This window comes from Brachybacterium sp. HMSC06H03, assembly GCF_001807385.1.
GTDB lineage: Bacteria > Actinomycetota > Actinomycetes > Actinomycetales > Dermabacteraceae > Brachybacterium > Brachybacterium conglomeratum.
In genome coordinates, this window is record NZ_KV788951.1 from 1 (window position 1) to 22,052 (window position 22,052).

Consider the following 22,052-nt stretch of genomic DNA (forward strand, 5'->3'; position numbering starts at 1 on the left):
TGCGCCGCGTCGTCGGCCTCGGCGGCGCCGCCTCGCGCCTGGCGCCCTCGGTCGTGGTGCCCACCGCCCGCGCCGCCATGCGCAGGATGGTCTCCCATCTGATCCTCGACGCCCGCCCCGGGCCGCTGACCGCCTCCCTCGCCCGGCTCACGGCCGACGGGACGACGCTGAACATCAACCTGCTCGGCGAGGCCGTGCTCGGCGCGCAGGAGGCGGCGAGACGCCTCGCGGGCGTGCACGAGATCGTCTCCCGGCCCGACGTCGACTACGTCTCGATCAAGGTGTCCTCGATCGTGGAGCACCTCCCGCTGTGGGGAGCGGCCGAGACCGTGGACCACGTGGTCGAGACGCTGCTGCCGATCTATCTCTCCGCCGCACGCGCCGACTCCCCCACCTTCCTGAACCTCGACATGGAGGAGTACCGGGATCTCGAGCTGACCCTGGAGGTGTTCGAGACGCTCCTGGACCGTCCCGAGCTCGCCCAGCTCCACGCCGGGATCGTGCTGCAGGCCTATCTCCCCGATGCGCCGCGGGCGATGGCGCGGGTGCGCCGCTTCGCCGAGCGCCGGGTCGCGGACGGCGGCGCGCCGGTCAAGGTGCGGCTGGTCAAGGGGGCGAACCTCGCGATGGAGAAGGTCGACGCCTCGGTCCACGGCTGGCCGCAGGCCCCGCTGCCCTCGAAGCTGGAGACCGACGCGCAGTACAAGCGGATGCTGCTCGAGGCGATGGACCCGGGCCGGCTCGAGGCCGTGCACCTCGGCGTCGCCGGGCACAACCTCTTCGACGTCGCCTTCGCCCACCTGCTCATGGCCGAGCGCGGGATCCCCACCGGTCCCGGGCACGGCGTCGAGTTCGAGATGCTCGCGGGCATGGCCCCGGGGCAGCAGGCCGTGGTGCGGGAGGCGACCGGGACGATGCGCCTGTACGTCCCGATCGTCCACCCGCGTCATTTCGACGTGGCCGTCTCCTACCTGGTGCGTCGTCTGGAGGAGAACGCCTCCTCGGAGAACTTCCTCTCCGCGGCCTTCGACCTCGACTCCTCAAAGGAGCTGTTCGCCCGCGAGCAGGACCGGTTCACCCGTGCCCTCGACCTCGCCCGGAGCGAGGACGCCCCGGACACGCACCGGGTCCAGGACCGTGCGGCGGAGACCGGTGCTCGGCTCGAGCTGGGCAGCCTCGCACTGCCCGCGGTGCCCGGCGCCTTCCACGGCACCCCGGACACCGATCTGTCCACGGTCGCCAACCAGGAGTGGGCCGCCGGCATCACCCATCGCATCCGCGGCTCGGAGCTCGGCGTCGAGGAGTCCCGTGCCGCGCGTCTGACCACGACGGACGAGGTCGAGGCGACGGTGCAGGCGGCGCTCGCGGCGCAGCCGGCCTGGGCCGCGATGCCGGTCGAGAAGCGCGCTCTGGTGCTCCGCCGAGTCGCCGGCACCCTGGCCGCGCACCGCGCCGAGCTGCTGGAGGTGATGGCCTCCGAGACGGGGAAGACCTTCGAGCAGGGCGATCCCGAGGTCAGCGAGGCGATCGACTTCGCGCTCTTCTATGCCGAGCAGGCCGAGCGCATCGCAGCGCGCCGCGACCTCGCGCTGACCCCGCGCGCCCTCACCCTGGTCACCCCGCCGTGGAACTTCCCGGTCGCGATCCCGACCGGCGGGGCTCTCGCCGCACTGGTGACGGGCAGCGCCGTGATCATGAAGCCGGCCCCGCAGGCGCGACGCTGCGGCGCGCTGCTGGGCCGTCTCTTCCACGAGGCCGGGGTGCCGGAGGGCGTGTTCACGCTCGTGGATGTGCCCGAGGACGAGGTGGGGCGCTCCCTCATCGCCCATCCCCGCTTCGATCAGCTGATCCTCACCGGCGCCTACGACACCGCCGCCCTGTTCGCGTCCTGGCGCCCCGATCTGCGGATCCTCGCCGAGACCAGCGGCAAGAACGCGATCATCGTGACCCCGCAGGCGGATCTCGACCTCGCCGCCCGGGACGTGGCGCTGTCGGCCTTCGGCCATGCCGGGCAGAAGTGCTCCGCGGCGAGTCTCGTGATCACCGTCGGCTCCGTCTCCCGCTCCCGCCGCTTCAACGCGCAGCTCGCCGACGCGGTGCTGTCCCTCGAGGTCGGCGAGCCCGTCGACCCGACGGTGCGGATGGGGCCGATCATCGAGCCGCCCGGCGAGAAGCTCGCCGCGGGCCTCACGGAGCTCGGGGAGGGCGAGGCCTGGCTCGCCGAGCCGCGACAGCTCGACGCGGAGGGACGCCTATGGACGCCGGGCGTGCGGATCGGCGTGCGCGAGGGCTCCGCCTTCCACCGCACCGAGTACTTCGGGCCGGTCCTCGGCATCATGCACGCCGACACCCTCGAGGACGCCGTGCGGATGCAGAACGGCACCGACTACGGGCTCACCGCGGGGCTGCACTCCCTCGAGCCCTCCGAGATCGCCTGGTGGACCGAGCACGTCGAGGCGGGGAACCTCTACGTCAACCGGGGCATCACCGGCGCGATCGTGCAGCGACAGCCCTTCGGCGGCTGGAAGCGCTCAGCGATCGGACAGACCGCGAAGGCGGGCGGCCCGCACTACCTGCTGCACCTGCAGGACCTCGCCGACTCCGCCTCCGTCCCCTCCCGCACCGAGGACCCGCAGGCCTGGCTCGAGGCGGCGCGCGACTCCGACCGCATGGAGATCGACGAGTTCTTCGGCCCTCGCGACGAGCAGGAGGTCCACGGCGAGATCAACCTGCTGCGCCACCTGCCGCTGCCGGTCATGGTCCGCGCGGCCGACGGGACGACGACGGCGGAGCTCGAGCGGGTGCTGCATGCCGCCCGCACCGCCGGCGCCGAGGTCGAGGTCTCGGTCGCCGACGAGGCGCTGCTCCCGACCGCGCGGGCCGGGGACACGCCTGCCTCGGTCGTCCACGAGGACGCGGCGACCTTCGCCGCCCGTCTCGGCCGGCTCGCCCAGCGCCGCGTGCGCGTGATCGGAGAGGTCGACGACGCGCTGCGGGCCGCCCACGCCCAGCGCGTGGAGGTCGCCCTGTTCACCGGTCCCGTGCTCGCCTCGGGTCGCGCCGAGCTGCTCACCTTCCTGCAGGAGCAGGCGATCAGCGCCACGAACCACCGCTACGGGAACCCTCTGCCCCACCCCCTGGACCTCACCGGCGGCAAGGGCTGGGCCACCGGCCCCCGATGACCGCCCGGCCCGGGCCGGCCTGGCCCGTCGGCCGGCCCGTCGCACCGACCTGGCCCATCGAGTGCTGCATCTGGGCCGTCACCATTCCTCTGTGGCGGCCCGGATGCAGCACTCGGCGAGTTCGTATCGGCCAGAGCACGTATGCCTGGGTACGCGCGCCCGTCGGGGGACGTGAAAGCCGGCCGACCACGCACGCACGAAGGGCAGACGCTGTGCGCACTGTTCGACCAGCTCATGCAACGCTCCGCGACGTGGGGACCTGACCACTGTGAGGCCGGTCCCGCTCCGGACTCCATCCGGCGCGCAGCAGCTCTCGCCGTGCTCGCTCCACCGCCCGCCGGCACCCGTAGCGCAGGTCATCTGAGGTTGTGCGCAGCTCCACCCATCCCGCGTCCATGCGTCGGTCGCCACGCGTCACGTCGCGGCTTAGCTGCTTTCGCTCCAGATGCGTTGGCCCCTCGTGCTCGAGCACCACCTTCCACTGCGGCCAGTGGAGATCAGGCTCGCCGAGATCCACGAGCTCCCCGCCCTCGATCTCCTGCACGACGGCCGCGTTCGCGAGCGGCTCGGGAAGGCCCGCTGCGACCATGGCAAGTCTCAGCGCTGTCTCCGGTGGGGAGTCACTGCTCATCCTGACCTGGGCCACCGCCTCGCGGAGTCGACGCGCCCCTCGGCCCCGATACGTGTCGACGGCCGCTCGCAGCTCCGAGAGCGTCGCGTACGGCTCGGCACGCCCCTCGAACTCCGGACGCGGACGACGCACGAGATGGTCCCCGATCGCGATCAGGGCGTCGACGCTGATCTGAGCGCCGAGGTCGAGGAACGTCCGCACCCTCGACGTGAGTCGGACCGTGGGCAGCTTCCCGCGCCGATCCTCGAGGAGCACGACGGGACAGGTGAGAAGACTCCACCGCAGCAGCGCGGTCTCCCGCGGCCGTGCTCCGTGGCGAGCCATGTGAATCCGACCGTCGACGCTATTCCTCCCGGGTCGATGGGAAACCCTTCCATCGACCACCCGTGACTGCTTCGGTGCTTCCGTCACCTGCTCGGCGAACACCCCGGGCAGCGGGAAGCCCCAGAGCCTGGCGGCGGTGAGTCCGGCTGCGAAGGCACCAGGGTCTCTCCTGCACAGGGCGGCGACGATCGCGCGTTCGGTGACGGAACGGTCGTTCCTCGCCCAGAGGCCGGGAGCCAAGGTCCGGAGATCGTCGCGCCGTAGGCGGGACCTGCTGACACCGGCCGCGAGCGCCTCCTGAGTGGTGAGGACGGCGTGGTCGAGTGCATCGGGCAGCGGACTCGGCGCGTGGGACATGCCGACAGAATCGTCCGACGGCCGGATCCACCGATCGCCCTTCCACAACGTCGAGGTCCCGCCGCCGCGCCACGTCTCCTCCCCAGAGCTCGGCCGGTGGAGCCGTCACCGCTGAGTGTTTCGAGCTCTCCACCCCCACCGACGCCGATGGCAAGCCAGGGCGCCGTTCTTCGGGGCGGTGGTCCCGGCGCGCTGCCGACCTGCTCCCTGCTCCCGACTCCCGGAAGGGCGGCAGCCCGGCCCAGGACGCACCGAGTGCTGCATTTGGACCGTCACCACGTGGTCATAGCGGTCCAGATGCAGCACTCGGTGAGGAAGACCGGGCCGGAGGCCGAGCCAACCGCACAGTTCTCCGGATCGGGGCCGGCCCACGGGTCAGGGCCGGGGCCGACGGCCCCGGCTGCGGCCGGGGTCAGCCGGCGGCGGGGGTGCCGACGCGGGCTCCCTCGGGCACCTCGCCGCCCTCCTCGCCGAGCACGGCCTCGCCCACCACGGCGACGTCGGCCCCGAAGGTCCAGTCGCCCTGCACGTCCAGGCTCGTGGCCTCCTTGAGCGAGGGCACGCCCTGCGGGAAGCGGAGCTCGAAGTCCTGGATCAGCTTGTAGGAGCCGGACTCCAGGGAGACCGACGGCACGCTCCGAACCTGCTGGACCAGGGCGCCCCGCTCGTCGAGCGCGTAGGCGTCGGAGCGGATCAGGAGCAGGTCGCTGGTGGCCTTCACGGGCAGGAACCGGTCGCGGCCGACGACGATCGCGGTCGCACCGTCGAACACCTCGATCGCGGCGCCCATCGCGGACTCGATCTGGTAGACAGGCGTGGAGGACTTGTCGGAGGGGTCCACGGTCTTCTCGTTGCGGATCAGCGGCAGGCCCATGACGCCATCGCGCTCCTTGAGGATCGCGTCGAGCTGCTCGAGATCCCACCACAGGTTGTTGGTGTGGAAGAACGGGTGACGGTGCTCGTCGGTGAAGTAGTCCATCTCCTCCGCCGGGGTCTGCGCGGTGTCGCGCAGGATGAGCCGTCCGTCGGACTTGCGCACCGCGAGGTGGCCGCCCTTGCGGTCCGCGGGGGTGCGGCGGCACAGCTCGGCGGCATAGGGCGCGCCGGTGGAGGCGAACCAGGCGGCGAGCACCGGGCTCGGTACGGTGCCGAGGTTGTCGGAGTTCGAGACGGAGGCGTACTTGAAGCCGGCGTCGAGCAGCTGCTGGAGCAGGCCCGAGGTCTGCAGGGCGGTGTAGATGTCGCCGTGGCCGGGCGGGCACCACTCGAGGTCGGGGTCCGCCTCCCACTCGACGGGGGTGAGGTCGTCGGTGCGGAGCTTGGGCTCCTTGTTCTGCAGGAAGTCCAGCGGCAGGTCGCCGACGGGCAGGTCGGGGTACTTCGAGAGCACCTCGAGGGTGTCCTCGCGGGTGCGGAAGGAGTTCATGAAGATCAGCGGCAGGCGCGAGTTCGTGCCGCGGCGGGCGGCGAGAACCTGCTCGACGATGAGGTCCAGGAAGCTCTTCCCGTCCCGCACGGGGAGAAGCGACTTCGCCCGGTCCAGCCCCATGGAGGTGCCGAGGCCGCCGTTGAGGTTGATGATCGCGAGCTTGTCGAAGACCTTCTTCGCCTCGGCCACGTCGATCTTCACGTCGTCGAGGTGGGTGGGGTCCAGGTACGGCTCGATCGTGTCCTCGGGGATCGTGCCGGTCACCCCCTCCTCGAGCTGCCCGTAGTAGTGGGAGAAGACGTCGATCGCGGTCTGCGCGACCCCTGCGTCCTTCATCTTCTGCTGCGCTGCGGCGAGTCCTTCGTTGCTCATGGGCACAGCGTATCGGTGGAGGGGTCAGGGCTTGAACTCGTGCTCCGTGGCGGAGACGCGCATCGAGGCGTCCGCGCCCGCGGTGCACGTGACCGTACCCGCCTCGAGGCTCTGGCAGACGACGCCGTAGGCCGAGAGCACCGATCCGGTGGGGAGCTCCGGCACCTCGTCGGCGACGTCGCCGTCGGGCCCGAGCGGGTGGTAGCGCGGGTCGCCGAAGGCCGCGAAACCGGCCCCGCTCTCGTCGATCTGGACGGTGTTCGTCGGTTCCATGCCTCCCGGCCCCTCAGACTGCCGGTCCGCATCGGCATGCCTCACCGGGTCACTGGCTCACTCGGCCTGCACTGGCCTGCGCGGCCGGCGCACGAGGGTCACGAGCACGACGGACACCCTCATCAGCAGCAGCCGGGAGACGATCGTCGAGACCGGCACCAGCTCGACGCGCCCGGCGATGTCGAGGGTGCTCCGGGCCTGCGGGTGGCACGCGGTGCTGCACCGCGCTTCGGGGAAGGAACGCGCCGCGCCCCGCCTCCCCTAGAATCGGATCCCATGAGCACAGTCCTGTCCGCGGTCGCCTGGCCGTACGCCAACGGTCCCCGCCACATCGGCCACGTCGCCGGCTTCGGCGTCCCCTCCGACGTCTTCTCGCGCTACATGCGGATGGCGGGCCACGACGTGCTCATGGTCTCCGGCACCGACGAGCACGGCACTCCGATCCTCGTCGAGGCCGACAAGGAGGGCATCTCCGCCCACGAGCTCGCCGACCGCAACAACCGGCTCATCGTCGAGGACCTGGTCGCGCTCGGCCTCTCCTACGACCTGTTCACCCGCACCACCACCCGCAACCACTACCAGGTGGTGCAGGACATGTTCGTGGCCGTGCGGGACAACGGCTACATGATCGAGCAGACCACCTCGGGCGCGATCTCCCCGTCGACCGGCCGCACCCTCCCCGACCGCTACATCGAGGGCACCTGCCCGATCTGCGGCGCGGGCGGGGCGCGCGGCGACCAGTGCGACAACTGCGGCAACCAGCTGGACCCGACGGACCTCATCGACCCGGTCTCCCGCATCAACGGCGAGACCCCGGAGTTCATCGAGACCTCGCACTGGTTCCTCGACCTGCCGGCGCTCGCCGCGGAGCTCGGCCGCTGGCTCGACGAGCGGGAGGCGACCGGCCTGTGGCGCCCGAACGTGATCCGGTTCAGCCAGAACATCCTCGAGGACATCAAGCCCCGTGCGATGACCCGCGACATCGACTGGGGCATCCCGGTCCCGGGCTGGGAGGACCAGCCGAACAAGCGCCTGTACGTCTGGTTCGACGCGGTGATCGGCTATCTCTCCGCCTCGATCGAGTGGGCGCGCCGCTCCGGAGACCCCGAGGCATGGCGCCGCTGGTGGAACGATCCCGAGACCCTCGCGTACTACTTCATGGGCAAGGACAACATCGTCTTCCACTCGCAGATCTGGCCGGCGGAGATGATCGCCCAGAACGGCGAGGGCGACAAGGGCGGGGAGCCAGGCCACTTCGGCGAGCTGACCCTGCCCACCGAGGTCGTCTCCTCCGAGTTCCTCACGATGGAGGGCAAGAAGTTCTCCTCCTCCAAGGGGATCGTCATCTACGTGCGCGACGTGCTCGAGCGCTACCAGCCCGATGCGCTGCGCTACTTCATCTCCGCCGCGGGGCCCGAGAACCACGACGCGGACTTCACCTGGGTCGACTTCGTCTCACGCACGAACAACGAGCTGGTCGCCGGCTGGGGCAATCTCGTCAACCGCACCGCCGCGATGATCGCGAAGAACGTCGGGGAGATCCCGGCCGCCGGCGAGCTCGAGGATGTCGACACCGCGCTGCTCGACCAGATCCGCACGGGCTTCACGACCGTCGGGAAGCTCATCGAGAGCCACCGCCAGCGCGCCGCGATCGCGGAGATCATGCGCCTGGTGGGCGAGGCGAACGCCTACGTCTCCCGCACCGAGCCGTTCAAGATGAAGGCCGAGGAGCAGCGACCGCGCCTGCTCACCGTGCTGCACGTGCTCGCCCAGGCGGTCGCCGATCTCAACACGATGCTCGCCCCCTTCCTCCCTCACTCGGCCAACGCCGTGGAGAAGGCGCTCGGCGGGGACCGGGAGATCGCCCCGATGCCCCGCATCGACGAGGTCGAGGACCTCGACGGCGGCCCGGGCTACCCGATCATCACCGGCGACTACACGGCCGTGCCCGCCTGGGAGCACCGCCCGGTGACCGTGGGGCAGACCGTCGTGAAGCCGACCCCGATCTTCGTCAAGCTCGACCCGGCCGTGGCCGAGCAGGAGCTCGAGAGGCTCGAGGCGGAGGCCGCCGACGAGGCCTGATCCCTCCGGCTGCGGAGCGAGAACCGTGACCACGACCGCCCTGTAGTGACACTTTCGGAGGAAAGTGTGACTACAGGGCCTCCTGGCGATCCTCGACGACTATGCGGAGCAGGTGCGGCGCAGCGGATGAGGAGCAGTCCTCGTCGGCCCCCGGAGGTGTACGGTGACCAGCACCTGGACGATGCGTCGGACGCCGACCCGAGGAGATGGTCCCCATGAGCGCACCCGCACAGACCCTCAACCCGAAGGTGGTCGGGATCAGCATCGCTGCGGCCGTCGGCGGCTTCCTGTTCGGCTTCGACACCTCGGTGATCAACGGCGCGGTCGGTGCCCTCTCCGCGGAGTTCTCGCTCGGGGCGGGCCTGACCGGCTTCGCCGTCTCCTCCGCGTTGCTCGGGTGCGCCGTGGGCGCCTGGTTCGCGGGCTCCCTCGCCAACCGCTTCGGCCGCATCCCGGTGATGGTCATCGCCGCGATCCTGTTCTTCGTCTCCGCGATCGGCTCGGGCCTCGCCGTCGGGGTGTGGGACCTGATCGTGTGGCGCGTCGTGGGCGGGCTCGGCGTCGGCGCCGCGAGCGTCATCGCCCCGGCGTACATCGCCGAGGTCGCACCCGCGAGATACCGCGGGCGCCTCGGCTCGCTGCAGCAGCTCGCGATCGTGCTGGGCATCTTCGCGGCGCTGCTGTCCAATGCGGTGATCGCGAACACCGCCGGCGGCGCCGCGGAGTCCTACTGGTTCGGGGTCGGCGCCTGGCGCTGGATGTTCATCATCGAGGCCGTGCCCGCCGCGGTCTACGGCGTGATGGCCCTGTTCCTGCCGGAGTCGCCGCGCTATCTCATCGGCAAGGGCGAGCGGGACAAGGCTTCGAAGGTGCTCTACGACTTCACCGGCGAGCTCGACGTGAACCTCAAGATCGAGCAGATCAGCCTTTCCCTGGAGCGGGAGAGCAGGGAGAGCCTGCGGGACCTGCTCGGGGGCCGCTTCGGGCTGCTGCCGATCGTGTGGCTGGGGATCGCGCTGTCGCTGTTCCAGCAGCTCGTGGGCATCAACGTGATCTTCTACTACTCGACCACGCTGTGGCAGTCGGTCGGCTTCGACGAGTCGCAGGCGCTGCTGACCTCCACCATCACCTCGGTGATGAACATCGTCGCGACGATCATCGCGATCCTGCTGGTGGACCGGGTGGGCCGACGCGTCATGCTGCTCGTCGGCTCGGCGGGCATGGCGGTGTCGCTGGGGCTGATGGCGCTGGCCTTCTCGTTCGGGGAGACGGCGGCCGGGGCGGAGTCGGTGTCGCTGCCCGAACCGTGGTCGACCGTGGCGCTGATCAGCGCCAACGCCTTCGTGATGTTCTTCGGCACCACGTGGGGTCCGCTCGTCTGGGTGCTGCTGGGCGAGATCTTCCCCAACCGGATCCGCGCCTCGGCCCTCGCGGTCGCGGCCGCGGCCCAGTGGGGCGCGAACTGGGCGGTCTCGGCGACCTTCCCGACGCTCTCGGAGATCGGTCTGAGCTTCGCCTACGGCCTGTACGCGGCCTTCGCACTGCTGAGCCTGCTGTTCGTGGCGCGCTGGGTGCCCGAGACGAAGGGCCGCGAGCTGGAGGACATGGACCAGCTGCGCCTGGGACGGCGGGGGTCGGCCGACGACGTCGCGGCCGACGGCTGAGCACAGTCCCGCCGCCCCCTGTGCAGGAGGCTCAGCCCTCCAGCACCGTCCGCGCCGCGCGCGCGATGTTCGCGGCGTCGATGCCGGCCCAGTCCAGCAGCTCGGCGGTGGTGCCGGAGCCCGGCACCCCGTCGACCGCGAGGTGCTCGAGGTGCAGGTCGGCGAGCGGCTCGGCGGCCAGCGCCGCGAGCACCGCGGCACCCAGCCCGCCCTCGCGATGGTGGTCCTCCGCCACCACCGCGCGCCCGCCGGTCTCGGCGACGGCCGCGCGGATGCCCTCGGCGTCGATCGGCTTGACGGAGTACGCGTCGATCACGCGGGCCTGCACGCCCTCCTCGGCCAGCGCATCGGCCGCGCCGAGCGCCTCGTGCAGCGTCACGCCGGCGCCGATGAGGGTGACCGCGTCGTGCGCGCTGCGGCGCAGGGTCTTGGACCCGCCGACGGGGAACTCCTCCTCGGGGCCGTAGAGCACCGGGTAGCCGCCGCGGGTGGTCCGCAGGTAGCTGACGCCGTGCAGGTCCGCCATCGCCGCGACCAGGGCGGCGGTCGAGGTCGCGTCGCTCGGGTACAGCACTGTGGAGCCCTGCGTCGCCGCCATCATGGCGAGGTCCTCCAAGCTCATCTGGGAGGGGCCGTCGGCGCCGATCTCCACCCCTGCGTGCGAGCCGACCAGTCGCAGGTCGGCCCGGGAGACGGGGGCCATGCGGATGAAGTCCGCGGCGCGGCTGAGGAAGGCCGCGAAGGACGAGGCGTAGGCGATGTACCCGCGGGCGGCCAGCCCGGTCGCGGCGGCGACCATCTGCTGCTCGGCGATGAACATCTCGAAGAACCTCTCGGGATGCGCCTGGACGAAGTCGGCGACGCCGGTGGAGTTCGAGACCTCCCCGTCGAGCGCGACCACCCGCGGATCGGCGTCCGCGAGTGCGACCAGGGCGGGACCGTAGGCCTTGCGTGTGGCGAGCTCCTCCCCCACCTCGAAGGTCGGCAGCTCGACCGGCCCGCGCGACGGGGCGGGGCGCTCGACCTCGGGCGGTCGGGGGCCGCGCACCTGCAGCGAGCGGACGCCGCCGAGCGCGTCGATCGCCTCCTCGGCGCGGTCCTCGGGCATCGGCTTGCCGTGCCAGTCCTCCTCGTCCTCGACCCCGGGGATCCCCTTGCCCTTGACGGTGCGGGCGAGGATCACCAGCGGCCGCTCGAGGTCATCGTCGGCGCGGGCGAGGGCGGCGTCGATCGCCTCGACGTCATGTCCATCGACGACGACCGCCTCCGCGCCGAATGCCTCGACACGGGCGGCATAGGTGTCCATGTCCCATCCCAGCGCGGTCTCGCCGCGCTGGCCGAGGCGGTTCACGTCCACGATGGTCACCAGGTTCGTGAGGCCGTAGTGGGAGGCGGTCGCGAGGGCCTCCCACATCGAGCCCTCGGCGAGCTCGCTGTCGCCGGCGAGCACCCAGACCCGGTACGGGGCCTGCTCGAGCTTCGCGCCCGCCAGAGCGATGCCGACGCCGTCGGGCAGTCCCTGGCCGAGCGAGCCGGTGGCGACGTCGACCCAGGGCAGGACAGGGGTGGGGTGCCCCTCGAGCCGCTGGCCGAAGCGTCGGTAGCCTTCCAGCAGCTCCTGCTCGGACACGACGCCGGCCGCCCGGAACACCGAGTACAGCAGGGGCGAGGCGTGTCCCTTCGAGAAGATCAGATGGTCGTTGCCGGGGGCGCCGGGGTCCTCCCAGTCGTAGCGCAGGTGGCGCGACATGAGGACGGCCAGCAGGTCGGCGGCGGACAGGCTGGAGGTGGGATGTCCCGAGCCGGCGTCGGTCGAGGAGCGGATCGAGTCGACCCGCAGCTGGGCGGCGAGCTCGCGGACCTGCTCGAGGGAGAGTCCGTCGTGCATGGTCGTGGTCATGGGAGAGTCCTTCCGTGGCGGATCCGGCCTGACCTCCTCACCGTAGGAGCCTTCGCGCCGGGCGGCCAGGGGGCGGCCGACCGTTCGGTCCCGCGCTCAGAGCTCGTGCACGCGCAGCACGACGGCGTGCTCGGTGCCCGCGGCGGCACCGCCCTGGCGGAGGATCTCCGGGATGAACTCCTCCGGGACAGGATGGTCGGCGACGTGCGCGAGATAGGCCTCGTGCGCGCGCAGGGAGGCTACCGCGGCGTCGACCTCGCGCTGTCCGACGGACTTGGCGTGGGTGGGAGCGGGATGCCCGGCCACCGCGAGCGTCCTCGTGCTCCAGGGCGCGAGGTGCTCCTGCGCGGCCAGCTCGCGGAACACCCACGGGTTCGCGGCGTCGCGGCAGGCGTCGACGGCGGCGAGGCCCGCGACCCGGTGGTCGGCCTGGTTCAGCCCGCCGTACGCCTCGACCTCGAAGTTCGCGGTGAGCACGAGGTCGGGGCGCACCTGCCGGATCACGCGGGCGATGTCCCGGCGCAGCGCGAGGCCGTGCTCGAGCATCCCGTCGGGGTGGTCGAGATGGCGCAGGTCCTCCACACCGACCTGTGCGCAGGCGCTGCGCTGCTCCGTCTCGCGCAGCGGCGCGACGATCTCGGGCGGCTCCGCCATCCCGGCCTCGCCGCGGGTCAGCAGCAGATAGGACACCTCCACCCCCGCGGCGGTCCAAGCGGCGACGGCGGCGGAGGCGCCGTACTCCATGTCATCGGGGTGCGCGACGACGCACAGCACCCGCTGCAGTCCGTCCTCGGGCAGCGGAGGAAGGGCGGTGGGAGCATCCATGGCGCCACCTTAGGCGCGCACGAGCTCCCGGTCGAGGGAGGCGCCGAGCCCGGCCTCGAGGTCGCGGACCAGGCGGTTCACGGCCGCGCGCCCGGCACGGTTCGCCCCGATGGTGGAGGCGCCCGGGCCATGGCCGACGAGGTGGATGCGGGGATCGGCGGCGACGGCGGTGCCGTCCATCGCGATCCCGCCGAGCGGTCCGGTCAGGCCCAGCGGTCGCAGGTGGCGCAGCTCGTGGCGGAACCCGGTGGCCCAGAGGATCGCGTCCACCGGGGTGCGCGTCCCATCGGCCTCGATCACGCCGCCCGGCACGATCCGGGTGAACATCGGCCGACGGTCCAGGATCCCGCGGCGTGCGGCGCGGCGCAGCGCCGGGGTCCACAGCAGCCCCGTGTGGGAGACGACGCTGCCGACCGGGCGCCCCTCCCGCACCGCATCCCACACCCCGGCGACGGCCTCGCGTCCGGCCTCCTCGGTGAACTCGTCCTCGCGGAAGACCGGCTCGCGGCGCGTGTACCAGCGGGTCTCGCCCACCTCGGCGATCTCCTGCAGATGCCCGAGCGCGCTGATCCCGCCGCCGACCACCGCGACCCGCTGACCGGCGAACTCGTCAGCGGCGACATACTCGGCGGTGTGCAGCAGCCGGCCGCGGAACTCCGCCGCGCCGGGCACCGCGGGCACGAAGGGCCGGGTCCAGGTGCCGGTCGCGTTCAGCACCGCACGGGTGCGCAGCACGGGCAGCGCCCGTCCATCGGCCCCGACCGCGCGGACCAGCAGGGGCCCCTGCCGCTCCCCCGCACCTGCCGGATCGTCCTCGACGCGGGTGACGCGCACGGGCCGACGGATCGCGAGCCCCGTCCGCGCCTCGAAGTCGGCGAAGTAGGCGGGCACCGCGATGTTCGCGGGGACGTCGCCGCCGACCTCCGGGGCCGGGGCGTCGGGCAGCTCGCGGATCCCGTTGACGGTGGCCATGGTGAGGCTGTCCCAGCGGTGGCGCCATGCCCCGCCGGGGCCGTCCTCCGCGTCGAGCACGACGACGTCGTCCATGCCGCGTCGGCGCAGATGGTAGGCGGCGGAGAGGCCGGCCTGCCCAGCCCCGATCACGACGGCGTCGAGAAGGTCCATGTTCGGCTCAACCCGGCTGCGGGCTTCGGCGTTCCCGGAGGCGAGCAGGCTCACGCCGTGACGGCGCGCGCTTCCGGCAGGACGGCGCGGGCGGCCTCGAGCCCGCGGGAGAGGTCCGCCCAGAGGTCCTCGAGGTCCTCGAGGCCGACGCTGAGGCGCACCGTACCCTCCCCCACCCCGCAGGCCTCGCGCTGGGCCGGGGTGAGATGGGAGTGGGTGGTGCTCGCCGGATGGCAGACCAGCGACCGGGCATCGCCCAGGTTCACGGCGAGGGACCACAGCTCCAGCGCATCGCAGAAGGCCGCCGCCGCGTCCTCGCCGCCGTGCAGGTCGATCGAGAACACGCCCGAGGTGCCGCGGGGGAAGTCCCGGGCGACGAGATAGCGGTCCGGCCGGCCGGGGAGCGAGGGATGGTGCACCTCGGCCACCTCGCAGGAGGCGGCGAGACGTCCGGCGAGCGCGGTCGCATCGCTGCTGATCTTCCGCAGACGCAGGTCGAGCGTCTCGATGCCGACGAGGATCTGCTGAGCGCTGGTCGCGGGCAGGGTCGCCCCGAGATCGGTGACGTACTTGGCGCGGGCGTAGGCGAGCAGCCCGGAACCGCCGCGCGCGTACTCGTCGGAGAAGGTGACGCCGAAGCGGCGGTTGCGGGTGGTCAGCCGCTCCCACCGCTCGGGACATCGCCGCGGGTCGAAGCGTCCGGTGTCCACGATCAGGCCCGCGATCGTGGTGCCGTGGCCGCACAGGTACTTCGTGGCGGAGTGGACGACGACGTCGGCGCCGTGGTCGCCGGGACGGTAGAGGGCGGGACTGGCGAGGGTCGAGTCGACGATCACCGGGACGTCATGGGCGTGCGCGATGGAGGTGAGGGCGTCGAGGTCCAGCAGCTGCGCTCCCGGGTTCGCGATCGACTCGACGATCGCGGCGCGGGTGCGCGGGGTGAACGCCGCCTCCCACGCCTCGAGGTCCCAGGGGTCCGCCACGGTGGTGGTCACACCGAGGTCGGCGAGGGTGTCGTCGAGCAGCTCGGTGGTGCCGCCGTAGAGGCGCGAGGAGGCGACGACGTGCCCGCCGGGGGCCGCGAGGGCGCACAGCGCGATCGTCGTCGCGGCCTGTCCGGAGGCGACGGCGATCGCCCCGATCCCGCCCTCGAGCGCCGTGATCCGCTGCTCGAGGACCTCGGTGGTGGGGTTCCCGGAGCGGGAGTAGGCGAAGCCGTCGGCACGTCGCTCGAACAGGGCGCGCAGGGACGAGTGGTTGGTCTGCGCATAGGCGCTCGAGGCGTAGATCGGTGGGGTGAGGGCGCGGTGCGTGTCTGCTCGCGTCCAGCCCGCGTGGATGCCTGCGGTGCTCATGGCGCCTCCCTGCCGTGCTCGATGTCAGTCCTGTGCGGTCCATCGTGCGGCGGCGCGGGCGGGCGCGGCGAGAAACGTGACGAAGTGTGGCGCGGTGTCAGCCGCGCCGTGTCAATCGATAGCCCCGATGGGCTCGCGCTTCTCGGCCTGGAACTGGTCCTCGATGCGTCCCAGCGCCCAGTAGGCGGAGATCGAGATCTGCTCGCGGGGGATGCCGGCGTCCTTGACCAGCAGACGACGCAGCTGCTTCGTGATGCCGCGCTCGACGTGGCAGAAGACGTCCAGGCCCTCGTGGTCCGAGAGGTCCAGCGCCGCGACCTCGTCGAGCAGCTGCTCGCGGGCGCCGAGCACCCAGCGCAGCTCGACGCCCTCGGGGTGCTGGAGCTCGAGGCGGTCGTCCTCGTGGTCCAGGTGGATCAGGGCCAGACCTCGCGCGTCCGGGTCCATCGCCTCGAGGCCGGCGGCGATCGCGGGCAGCGCGGCGTGGTCGCCGATGAGCAGGTGGCTCGTCGCGTCGGCTGCGGGTGACCAGCCGCCGCCGGCGCCGTTCATGGCGATGAGGTCGCCGGGCTGGGCCTCGTCGGCCCAGCGGGCGGCGACGCCGTGGTCGTCCTCGCCGGACTCGCCGTGCAGGACCACGTCGATCTCGATCTGCTGCGCCGCATCGTCCCAGCGGCGCACGGTGTAGGTGCGGCGGGTCGGGAGCAGCTCGGGGCTCTCCGCGCGCAGGGCGTCGAGATCGTACGGGGGCTGCAGACCGGAGCCGGGGGCGGGAAGGAGGAGCTTCACGTACGCGTCGGTCTGCTCGTTGCGATGCAGGGTGGTGAATCCCTCGCCGCCGAGAGTGAGGCGCAGCAGGCGCGGGGAGATGCGGGTCTTGCCCAGCACCTCGAGCACTGCCTGGGGGCGCGGCGCCCGGGGACGGCGCGCGTCGGGCGCCTCGGAGGACGGGGACTGGGCGGTGGTCGTCTGCATGCCCTCCACATTACGCTACTTCCGTATTACGTAAATCCGTGCCGGGCTCCCGTCCGCCTCTCGGGACGTGCGCCCTGCCGAGCCGCGGCGCGCCCCACTAGGCTGGCACGCATGAGCACCTCGCCCGCCGCAGAGACGGACGTCGTCGTCGTGGGCTCCGGCCCCAACGGTCTCGCGGCCGCGGTCACCCTGGCCCGGGCCGGGCTCACGGTCCATGTCCTCGAGTCGCAGGAGACGATCGGGGGCGGGGCGCGGACCCTCGACCTGGGCCTCGCGCCCGGCGTCGTCCACGACCTCTGCTCCGCGGTGCACCCCCTCGCGCTCGCCAGCCCCTTCTTCGCGGAGTTCGACCTCGCCGCGCGCGGCGTGCGCGCGATCGCCCCCGAGGCCTCCTACGCGCAGCCTCTCGACGACGCCCCCGCCGCGATCGCCTGGCGGGACGTGGAGCGGACCGCCGACGGCCTCGGCGCCGACGGACCGGCCTGGCGCGCGCTGCTGGGCACGCTCTCCCGCGACCAGGACCTCGTCGTCGAGCTCGCCCTCGGGGACAAGCGCTCAGTGCCGTCCGCGCTGCTGACCGCGCGGACCCTGCGCGCCGCCCCGCTGTTCGGTGCGCTGCTCGCCCTCCAGGGGACCCCGGCCTGGGACCTCCCCTTCCGCACCGAGCGCGCCCGCGCCCTGCTCACCGGGGTGGCGGCACACGCGATCGGACAGCTGCCCTCCCTCGCGCTCGGCGCCACCGCTTCGCTGCTGGGCACCATCGCGCACGGGGTGGGCTGGCCGATCCCCGTCGGCGGCTCCCAGGCGATCGTCGAGGCTCTGGTGGCGGATCTGCGCGCCCACGGCGGGACCGTGACCCCAGGGCACCATGTGCGGACCTGGCGGGACGTGCCCCCGGCCCGCGCCGTGCTGCTGGACATCCCCGCGCCGACCGCCGCGGACGTCCTCGCCAACCGGCTCCCCCGCCCCTTCGAGGCGATGCTGCGGAGGGTCCCCCATGGGGACGGCGCCGCGAAGGTCGACTTCGTGCTGTCCGGGCCGGTGCCGTGGCGCGACCCCGACGTCGGCCGTGCCGGGACCCAGCATCTCGGCGGCACCCGCGCCGAGATGGCCCGCACCGAGGCGGAGGTCGCCTCCGGGCGCTTCCCCGACCGTCCTCTCACCCTGGTCAGCGACCCGTCCGTCGTCGACCAGGGCCGGATCCGGGGCGGGCTGCGACCGCTGTGGGCCTATGCGCATGCACCGGCCGGGGACCGCACCGACCCGACCGAGCGCGTCACCGCACAGATCGAGCGCTTCGCCCCCGGCTTCCGCGACCTCGTCGTCGCCTCCCGCGCCGTGCCCGCGGCGGAGATGATCCACCACAACCCCGCCCTCGTCGGCGGCGACATCTCCCAGGGCAGGGTGACGATGGCGCGGATGATCGCGCGGCCCACCGCGCTGCCGGACCCCTACCGCCTGGACCGCACCGGCTGGTACCTGTGCTCCTCGGCGACGCCTCCGGGGCCCGGCGTGCACGGGATGGCGGGGCTGCACGCGGCCTCCCGCGTGCTGCGATCGGAGTTCGGGATTCGGGAGCTGCCGAGCCTCGCCCCCACCCCGGGGCGAGCACAGGAGCCATCAGTCTGAGGGATCGGATCCCGCATTCTGCTCAGCGGGATGGGATTGACTGCTCACATCGCCCGGTCGCCGCGTTGCACCGTGAACGGGTGAGGCGCAGGATGGCTCACCGTGAATTCTCCGACCCCTCCAGATCCCTCCGTCCAGCCCCCTGAGCGGACGCCCGGCGACGCCGCCGGGGTCGCCGTGGACCCCGCCGACACGCCTGAGGCGCACAACCCCAGCGGCCGCACCTTCATGGGCCAGCCCGGCCCGCTCGCGAACCTGTTCAGCGTCGAGCTGTGGGAGCGCTTCAGCTTCTACGGCATGCAGGGCATCCTCGCGATCTACATGTACTTCGCCGCGACCGACGGCGGTCTCGGCATCGACGAGGGCACCGCCCTCGGCATCGTCGGCGCCTACGGCGGCTCCGTCTACCTCTTCTCGATCCTCGGTGCGCTGGTCTCCGACCGCCTGCTCGGCCCGGAGAAGACCCTCTTCGGCTCCGCCGTGATGATCATGTTCGGCCACATCGCCCTGGCGCTGGTCCCGGGCGTGGTCGGCCTCGGCCTCGGCCTGCTGCTGGTGGGCGTGGGCTCGGGTGGTCTGAAGTCCACCGCCGCCACGCTGGTCGGCGCGCTGTACACGCGCGACGACCCGCGCCGCGACGCCGGCTTCTCGATCTACTACATGGGCATCAACATCGGTGGCCTGCTCGGTCCGCTGGTCACCGGTCTCGCCCAGCAGATGTGGGGCTTCCACCTCGGCTTCGGCCTCGCCGCGATCGGCATGGCGGTGGGACTCGTCCAGTACGTCCTCACCCGAAAGGGCCTGCCCCAGAGCGTGCACGCAGTGCCCGACCCGCTGCCCCGCGCCCACCGCCCCCTGTGGGCCCTGGTCGGCCTCGGCGTCGTCGCGCTCGTGGTGCTGCTGTCCCTCACCGGCGTGCTCAACGCCGGGAACCTCGCCACGGTCGTCGCGGGCCTGTCGGTGGTCGGCGCGGTCGTGATCTTCGCGATCCTGCTCGCCTCGAAGAAGCTCGATGTCGACGAGCGTTCCCGCGTGGTCTCCTTCATCCCGCTGTTCATCGGCACGGCCGCGTTCTTCGCCCTGTTCCAGCAGCAGTTCACGGTCATCACCCTGTACTCCGACACCCGCCTGGACCGCGAGGTCCTCGGCTGGGAGATGCCGATCTCGTGGGTGCAGTCCTTCAACCCGTTCTTCATCATCGTGCTCGCCCCGGTGATGGCGGCGCTGTGGACGAAGCTCGGCACGCGCCAGCCGATCACCCCGCGCAAGTTCGGCGTGGGCATCATGCTGATGGGCTCGGCCTTCCTGCTGTTCCTGCCGATGGCCGCCGTCGTCTCGGTGCCGGTGCTGTGGATCGCGATGATCATGCTGGTGGCGACCGTCGGCGAGCTGTGGCTCTCCCCCGTCGGCCTCTCGCTGGCCACGAAGCTCGCGCCGCGCTCGTACCCGGTGATGATGATGGCGCTGTACAACCTCTCCGTGGCGCTCGGCACCGCGCTCTCCGGCGCGCTGGCGGGCTTCTACTCCGCGGAGAACGAGGTGGGCTACTTCGGCGTGCTCGGCGCCGTGACCATCGCGATCGGGGTGCTCATGCTACTGGTCGCGAAGCCCGTCGGCCGGGCCATGCGCGGGGTGCGCTGAACGACCCCGCTCGTGCGCAGCTCCGGGAGCCGCTCCACCTCCGGGTGGGGCGGCTCCCGTGCTGTCGGGGACGGTCCGCCCGGCCCTCAGCTGTCGAGGACCGGCGGAGGGCGCGCATCGGAAGTGGCCCTGGAGTCACCGTAGAGCGGCGGGGTCCCGGCGACGATGACGCGTGTCCTGGATTCCCCGGCCGCCGTATGGCATCAGGGCCGGTCGGTCCGGTCCGCCTCCCCGTCGCGGCGCAGCAGGCCGACGAGCGCGAGCATCACCGCCGGGCCGCCGCGGAACACGCCCTCCTCGTGGGCGAGCACCCCGCAGTCGGCGAGGTCGCCGAGGTCGTGCATGACGTGCAGCAGCCGCGCGAGGGCGCGGGGCTCGTGCTCCGGGGGCGGCAGCTCCGGCCCGGGCGGGAGGCGCAGCCCCTCGTCCCCGCAGGCCACCAGGAGCGCCGCGATGGTGTCGGGCATGCCGCGGAACCCGCCGTCCTCGGCGCCCCGGGCCTGACGGCCCAGCAGCGCGGCGGTGATCAGGGCGTGCCCGAACTCGACGAAGCCCTCGGCGTCCTCCGGCGCTGCCGCCGGGACCGGGCCGACGGCGGCGCGGACCCGGCCGTCCGCGAGCTCGAGCCAGCCGCCGTCCAGCAGCGTGGTCCATATCGAGGCCAGCTCCGGCCGGTCCCAGAGGCTGCGGGCGTCGCCGCCGAGGCCGAGGTGCTCGAGCAGCTCCGCGGTGGTCTCCCTCCCCGGCGCGCCGGTCGCGGTCGCGCGCCGCCCCTCGCCGATCACCTCCAGGACGCCCACGGCTCGCCGCACCAGGGGGCAGTCGAGATAGGGGCCGACGCCCTCCTGCTCGGCGAGCTCGCCGAGCGGCTCGCCGTCGTCCTCGAGGGCCGGCAGGAACCAGGGCCAGTCCTGCTCCTCCGCCTCGTCGCGGCGGCGCAGCGCGCGCTCGAGCAGCGGGTCGAAGGGGGTGGAGGGCTGCGCGAGCCGGCCGGTGCCGGAGACGGCCAGGCGCTCCGCGTCGGGCAGGGAGTGGAACCAGTGCAGGTAGTCCGCGAGCGCCTCCTCGTCCTCGAGGTCCACCCCGAGCGAGAGCCCGTGGCCCAGCACGTTGGTGGAGAAGGAGCGGCGGGTGGGATCGTCGGCGGCCTCGAGCGCGGCGAACTCGAGCTCGTGCAGCAGCGCCGGCGCCTCGGCCTCGCGCATCGAGCCGGGCGCCCATCGGCCGGTCTCGACGAGGAAGTCGATCAGGCGGCGCAGCACCGGCACCATGTCCATCAGCTGCTCGCGCGGCTGGACGACGGTGCGGGGCACCACCTCGGTCAGCAGCTCCCGGGTGAGTGCGGCGGTCCACAGCCCCACCTCCGGGCTCCCCAGCCGCTCGGCCTTCAGCCGCAGCAGGGTCTCGAGGGTGCGCACCTCCTCGAGGGCGTGGGCGTCCTCGTCGGTCCGCAGGCGCCAGGCCCCGTACTCGGACAGCACACGGTCCCGCTCCTCCCGTCCCTGCTCCTGCTGCGCCATTCCCCCAGCATGCCGTCCCACCGCCGGGGATTCCAGCGCTCAGAGGCCGCCGCGCCGGAGCGACCCCGCGTCCAGGAGCTTCTGCGCGCGGGCGATGGTCCCGGAGTCGTAGGCGCCGAGGGACCGCGCCTCCTCGAGCCCGTCCTGCTGCACCTCGGCGAGCAGCTGGACGAGCTCAGGGCGCTGCGCCGCGCGGGGTTCCGGGTCGGCGACCCCGGACGAGCCCGGCAGGGGCCGCCCGAACCTCTCCCGCACCTCCTCGAGCACCTCGGCGTCGAAGCGACCTCCGCCCCGACGACGCAGCTCGGGGTTGTCCAGCACCTGACCGATCGCGGCCTCCTGCAGCTCCGCGAGCAGCAGGGACCGCTCGCGCCGGGCCGCCTCCTCGTCGGTCCCCCGGATGCCGAGCACCCGGATCAGCAGCGGCAGGGTCCCGCCCTGGACCACCAGGGTCACGAGCGCGACGACGATGGCGATGAGCACGAGCTGGGATCGGTAGGGGAAGTCCACCGGCAGCGACTGGGCCGCGGCGAGGGTGACCACGCCGCCCATCCCGGACCAGGCAAGCACCGCGCCGCCGCGACCAGCTCCAGGTGCTCCACGCCCATGTCCGCTCCTCGCTGCGGTGGGGCCTCGATCGTATTGCGCGGCACGTGCTGTTCGCGCGCTGTGCAGGCGGTCGTCACCCTCCCGTCGTGCGGGCCCGCGAGAATCCGATGGACCCGCCCTCCCCGGCGGGGGACGATGCACGTGCTCGGTCCGCGAGCC

General features: G+C 72.6%; 15 protein-coding genes. 5 read left to right on the forward strand and 10 right to left on the reverse strand.

Annotation, left to right across the window (positions count from 1 at the left end):
* The coding region (locus HMPREF3159_RS15115; RefSeq protein ID WP_070502010.1) for a bifunctional proline dehydrogenase/L-glutamate gamma-semialdehyde dehydrogenase at nt 1–3,182 on the forward strand (3,182 nt) is incomplete at its 5' end.
* A gap of 232 nt (nt 3,183–3,414) precedes the next feature.
* On the opposite strand, the gene HMPREF3159_RS15120 is transcribed toward HMPREF3159_RS15115, so the two are convergent.
* The 3 genes from HMPREF3159_RS15120 to HMPREF3159_RS15130 form a co-directional block, all read right to left on the reverse strand.
* Entirely contained in the window at nt 3,415–4,494 is a 1,080-nt protein-coding gene (locus HMPREF3159_RS15120; protein ID WP_070502011.1) for a hypothetical protein, read from the reverse strand.
* 412 nt (nt 4,495–4,906) lie between these two features.
* On the reverse strand, nt 4,907–6,295 hold the full coding sequence (locus HMPREF3159_RS15125) for a UTP--glucose-1-phosphate uridylyltransferase (RefSeq protein ID WP_070502013.1): 1,389 nt from the start codon (nt 6,293–6,295) through the stop codon (nt 4,907–4,909).
* A gap of 24 nt (nt 6,296–6,319) precedes the next feature.
* Nucleotides 6,320–6,568, reverse strand: coding sequence for a hypothetical protein (locus HMPREF3159_RS15130; protein WP_070502014.1), 249 nt, complete (start codon nt 6,566–6,568; stop codon nt 6,320–6,322).
* A gap of 276 nt (nt 6,569–6,844) precedes the next feature.
* On the opposite strand from HMPREF3159_RS15130, the gene metG reads away from it, so the two are divergent.
* Both metG and HMPREF3159_RS15140 read left to right on the forward strand, forming a co-directional pair.
* Nucleotides 6,845–8,650, forward strand: coding sequence for a methionine--tRNA ligase (gene metG / locus HMPREF3159_RS15135; RefSeq protein WP_070502016.1), 1,806 nt, complete (start codon nt 6,845–6,847; stop codon nt 8,648–8,650).
* A 206-nt stretch (nt 8,651–8,856) separates the two neighbouring features.
* Nucleotides 8,857–10,314: a sugar porter family MFS transporter gene (locus HMPREF3159_RS15140; RefSeq protein WP_083305982.1), complete on the forward strand. Its 1,458-nt coding sequence runs from the start codon at nt 8,857–8,859 to the stop codon at nt 10,312–10,314.
* A gap of 31 nt (nt 10,315–10,345) precedes the next feature.
* Here HMPREF3159_RS15140 and HMPREF3159_RS15145 read toward each other — a convergent pair whose 3' ends face one another.
* The 5 genes from HMPREF3159_RS15145 to HMPREF3159_RS15165 form a co-directional block, all read right to left on the reverse strand.
* The gene (locus HMPREF3159_RS15145; RefSeq protein WP_070502018.1) at nt 10,346–12,214 is read right to left on the reverse strand and encodes a transketolase; all 1,869 of its coding nucleotides are present in this window, start codon (nt 12,212–12,214) and stop codon (nt 10,346–10,348) included.
* A gap of 96 nt (nt 12,215–12,310) precedes the next feature.
* Nucleotides 12,311–13,039, reverse strand: coding sequence for a PIG-L deacetylase family protein (locus HMPREF3159_RS15150; RefSeq protein ID WP_070502019.1), 729 nt, complete (start codon nt 13,037–13,039; stop codon nt 12,311–12,313).
* A 9-nt stretch (nt 13,040–13,048) separates the two neighbouring features.
* Nucleotides 13,049–14,164, reverse strand: a complete 1,116-nt coding sequence (locus HMPREF3159_RS15155; protein ID WP_070502021.1) for an FAD-dependent oxidoreductase — start codon at nt 14,162–14,164, stop codon at nt 13,049–13,051.
* Nucleotides 14,165–14,214: 50 nt separating this feature from the next.
* Entirely contained in the window at nt 14,215–15,519 is a 1,305-nt protein-coding gene (locus tag HMPREF3159_RS15160) for an O-acetylhomoserine aminocarboxypropyltransferase/cysteine synthase family protein (protein ID WP_070502023.1), read from the reverse strand.
* Between the two features lie 111 nt (nt 15,520–15,630).
* On the reverse strand, nt 15,631–16,494 hold the full coding sequence (locus HMPREF3159_RS15165) for a siderophore-interacting protein (RefSeq protein WP_070502025.1): 864 nt from the start codon (nt 16,492–16,494) through the stop codon (nt 15,631–15,633).
* 111 nt (nt 16,495–16,605) lie between these two features.
* Between HMPREF3159_RS15165 and HMPREF3159_RS15170 the strand changes: the two genes are divergently transcribed.
* Both HMPREF3159_RS15170 and HMPREF3159_RS15175 read left to right on the forward strand, forming a co-directional pair.
* Entirely contained in the window at nt 16,606–18,123 is a 1,518-nt protein-coding gene (locus HMPREF3159_RS15170; protein WP_070502027.1) for a phytoene desaturase family protein, read from the forward strand.
* 228 nt (nt 18,124–18,351) lie between these two features.
* Nucleotides 18,352–19,764, forward strand: a complete 1,413-nt coding sequence (locus tag HMPREF3159_RS15175) for a peptide MFS transporter (protein ID WP_246821652.1) — start codon at nt 18,352–18,354, stop codon at nt 19,762–19,764.
* Nucleotides 19,765–19,967: 203 nt separating this feature from the next.
* Here HMPREF3159_RS15175 and HMPREF3159_RS15180 read toward each other — a convergent pair whose 3' ends face one another.
* A complete protein-coding gene (locus HMPREF3159_RS15180; protein ID WP_246821651.1) occupies nt 19,968–21,284 on the reverse strand; it encodes a hypothetical protein in 1,317 nt (438 codons plus the stop codon).
* 39 nt (nt 21,285–21,323) lie between these two features.
* Entirely contained in the window at nt 21,324–21,854 is a 531-nt protein-coding gene (locus HMPREF3159_RS15185; protein WP_210388890.1) for a cation:proton antiporter, read from the reverse strand.
* Between the last annotated feature and the right edge of the window lie 198 nt (nt 21,855–22,052).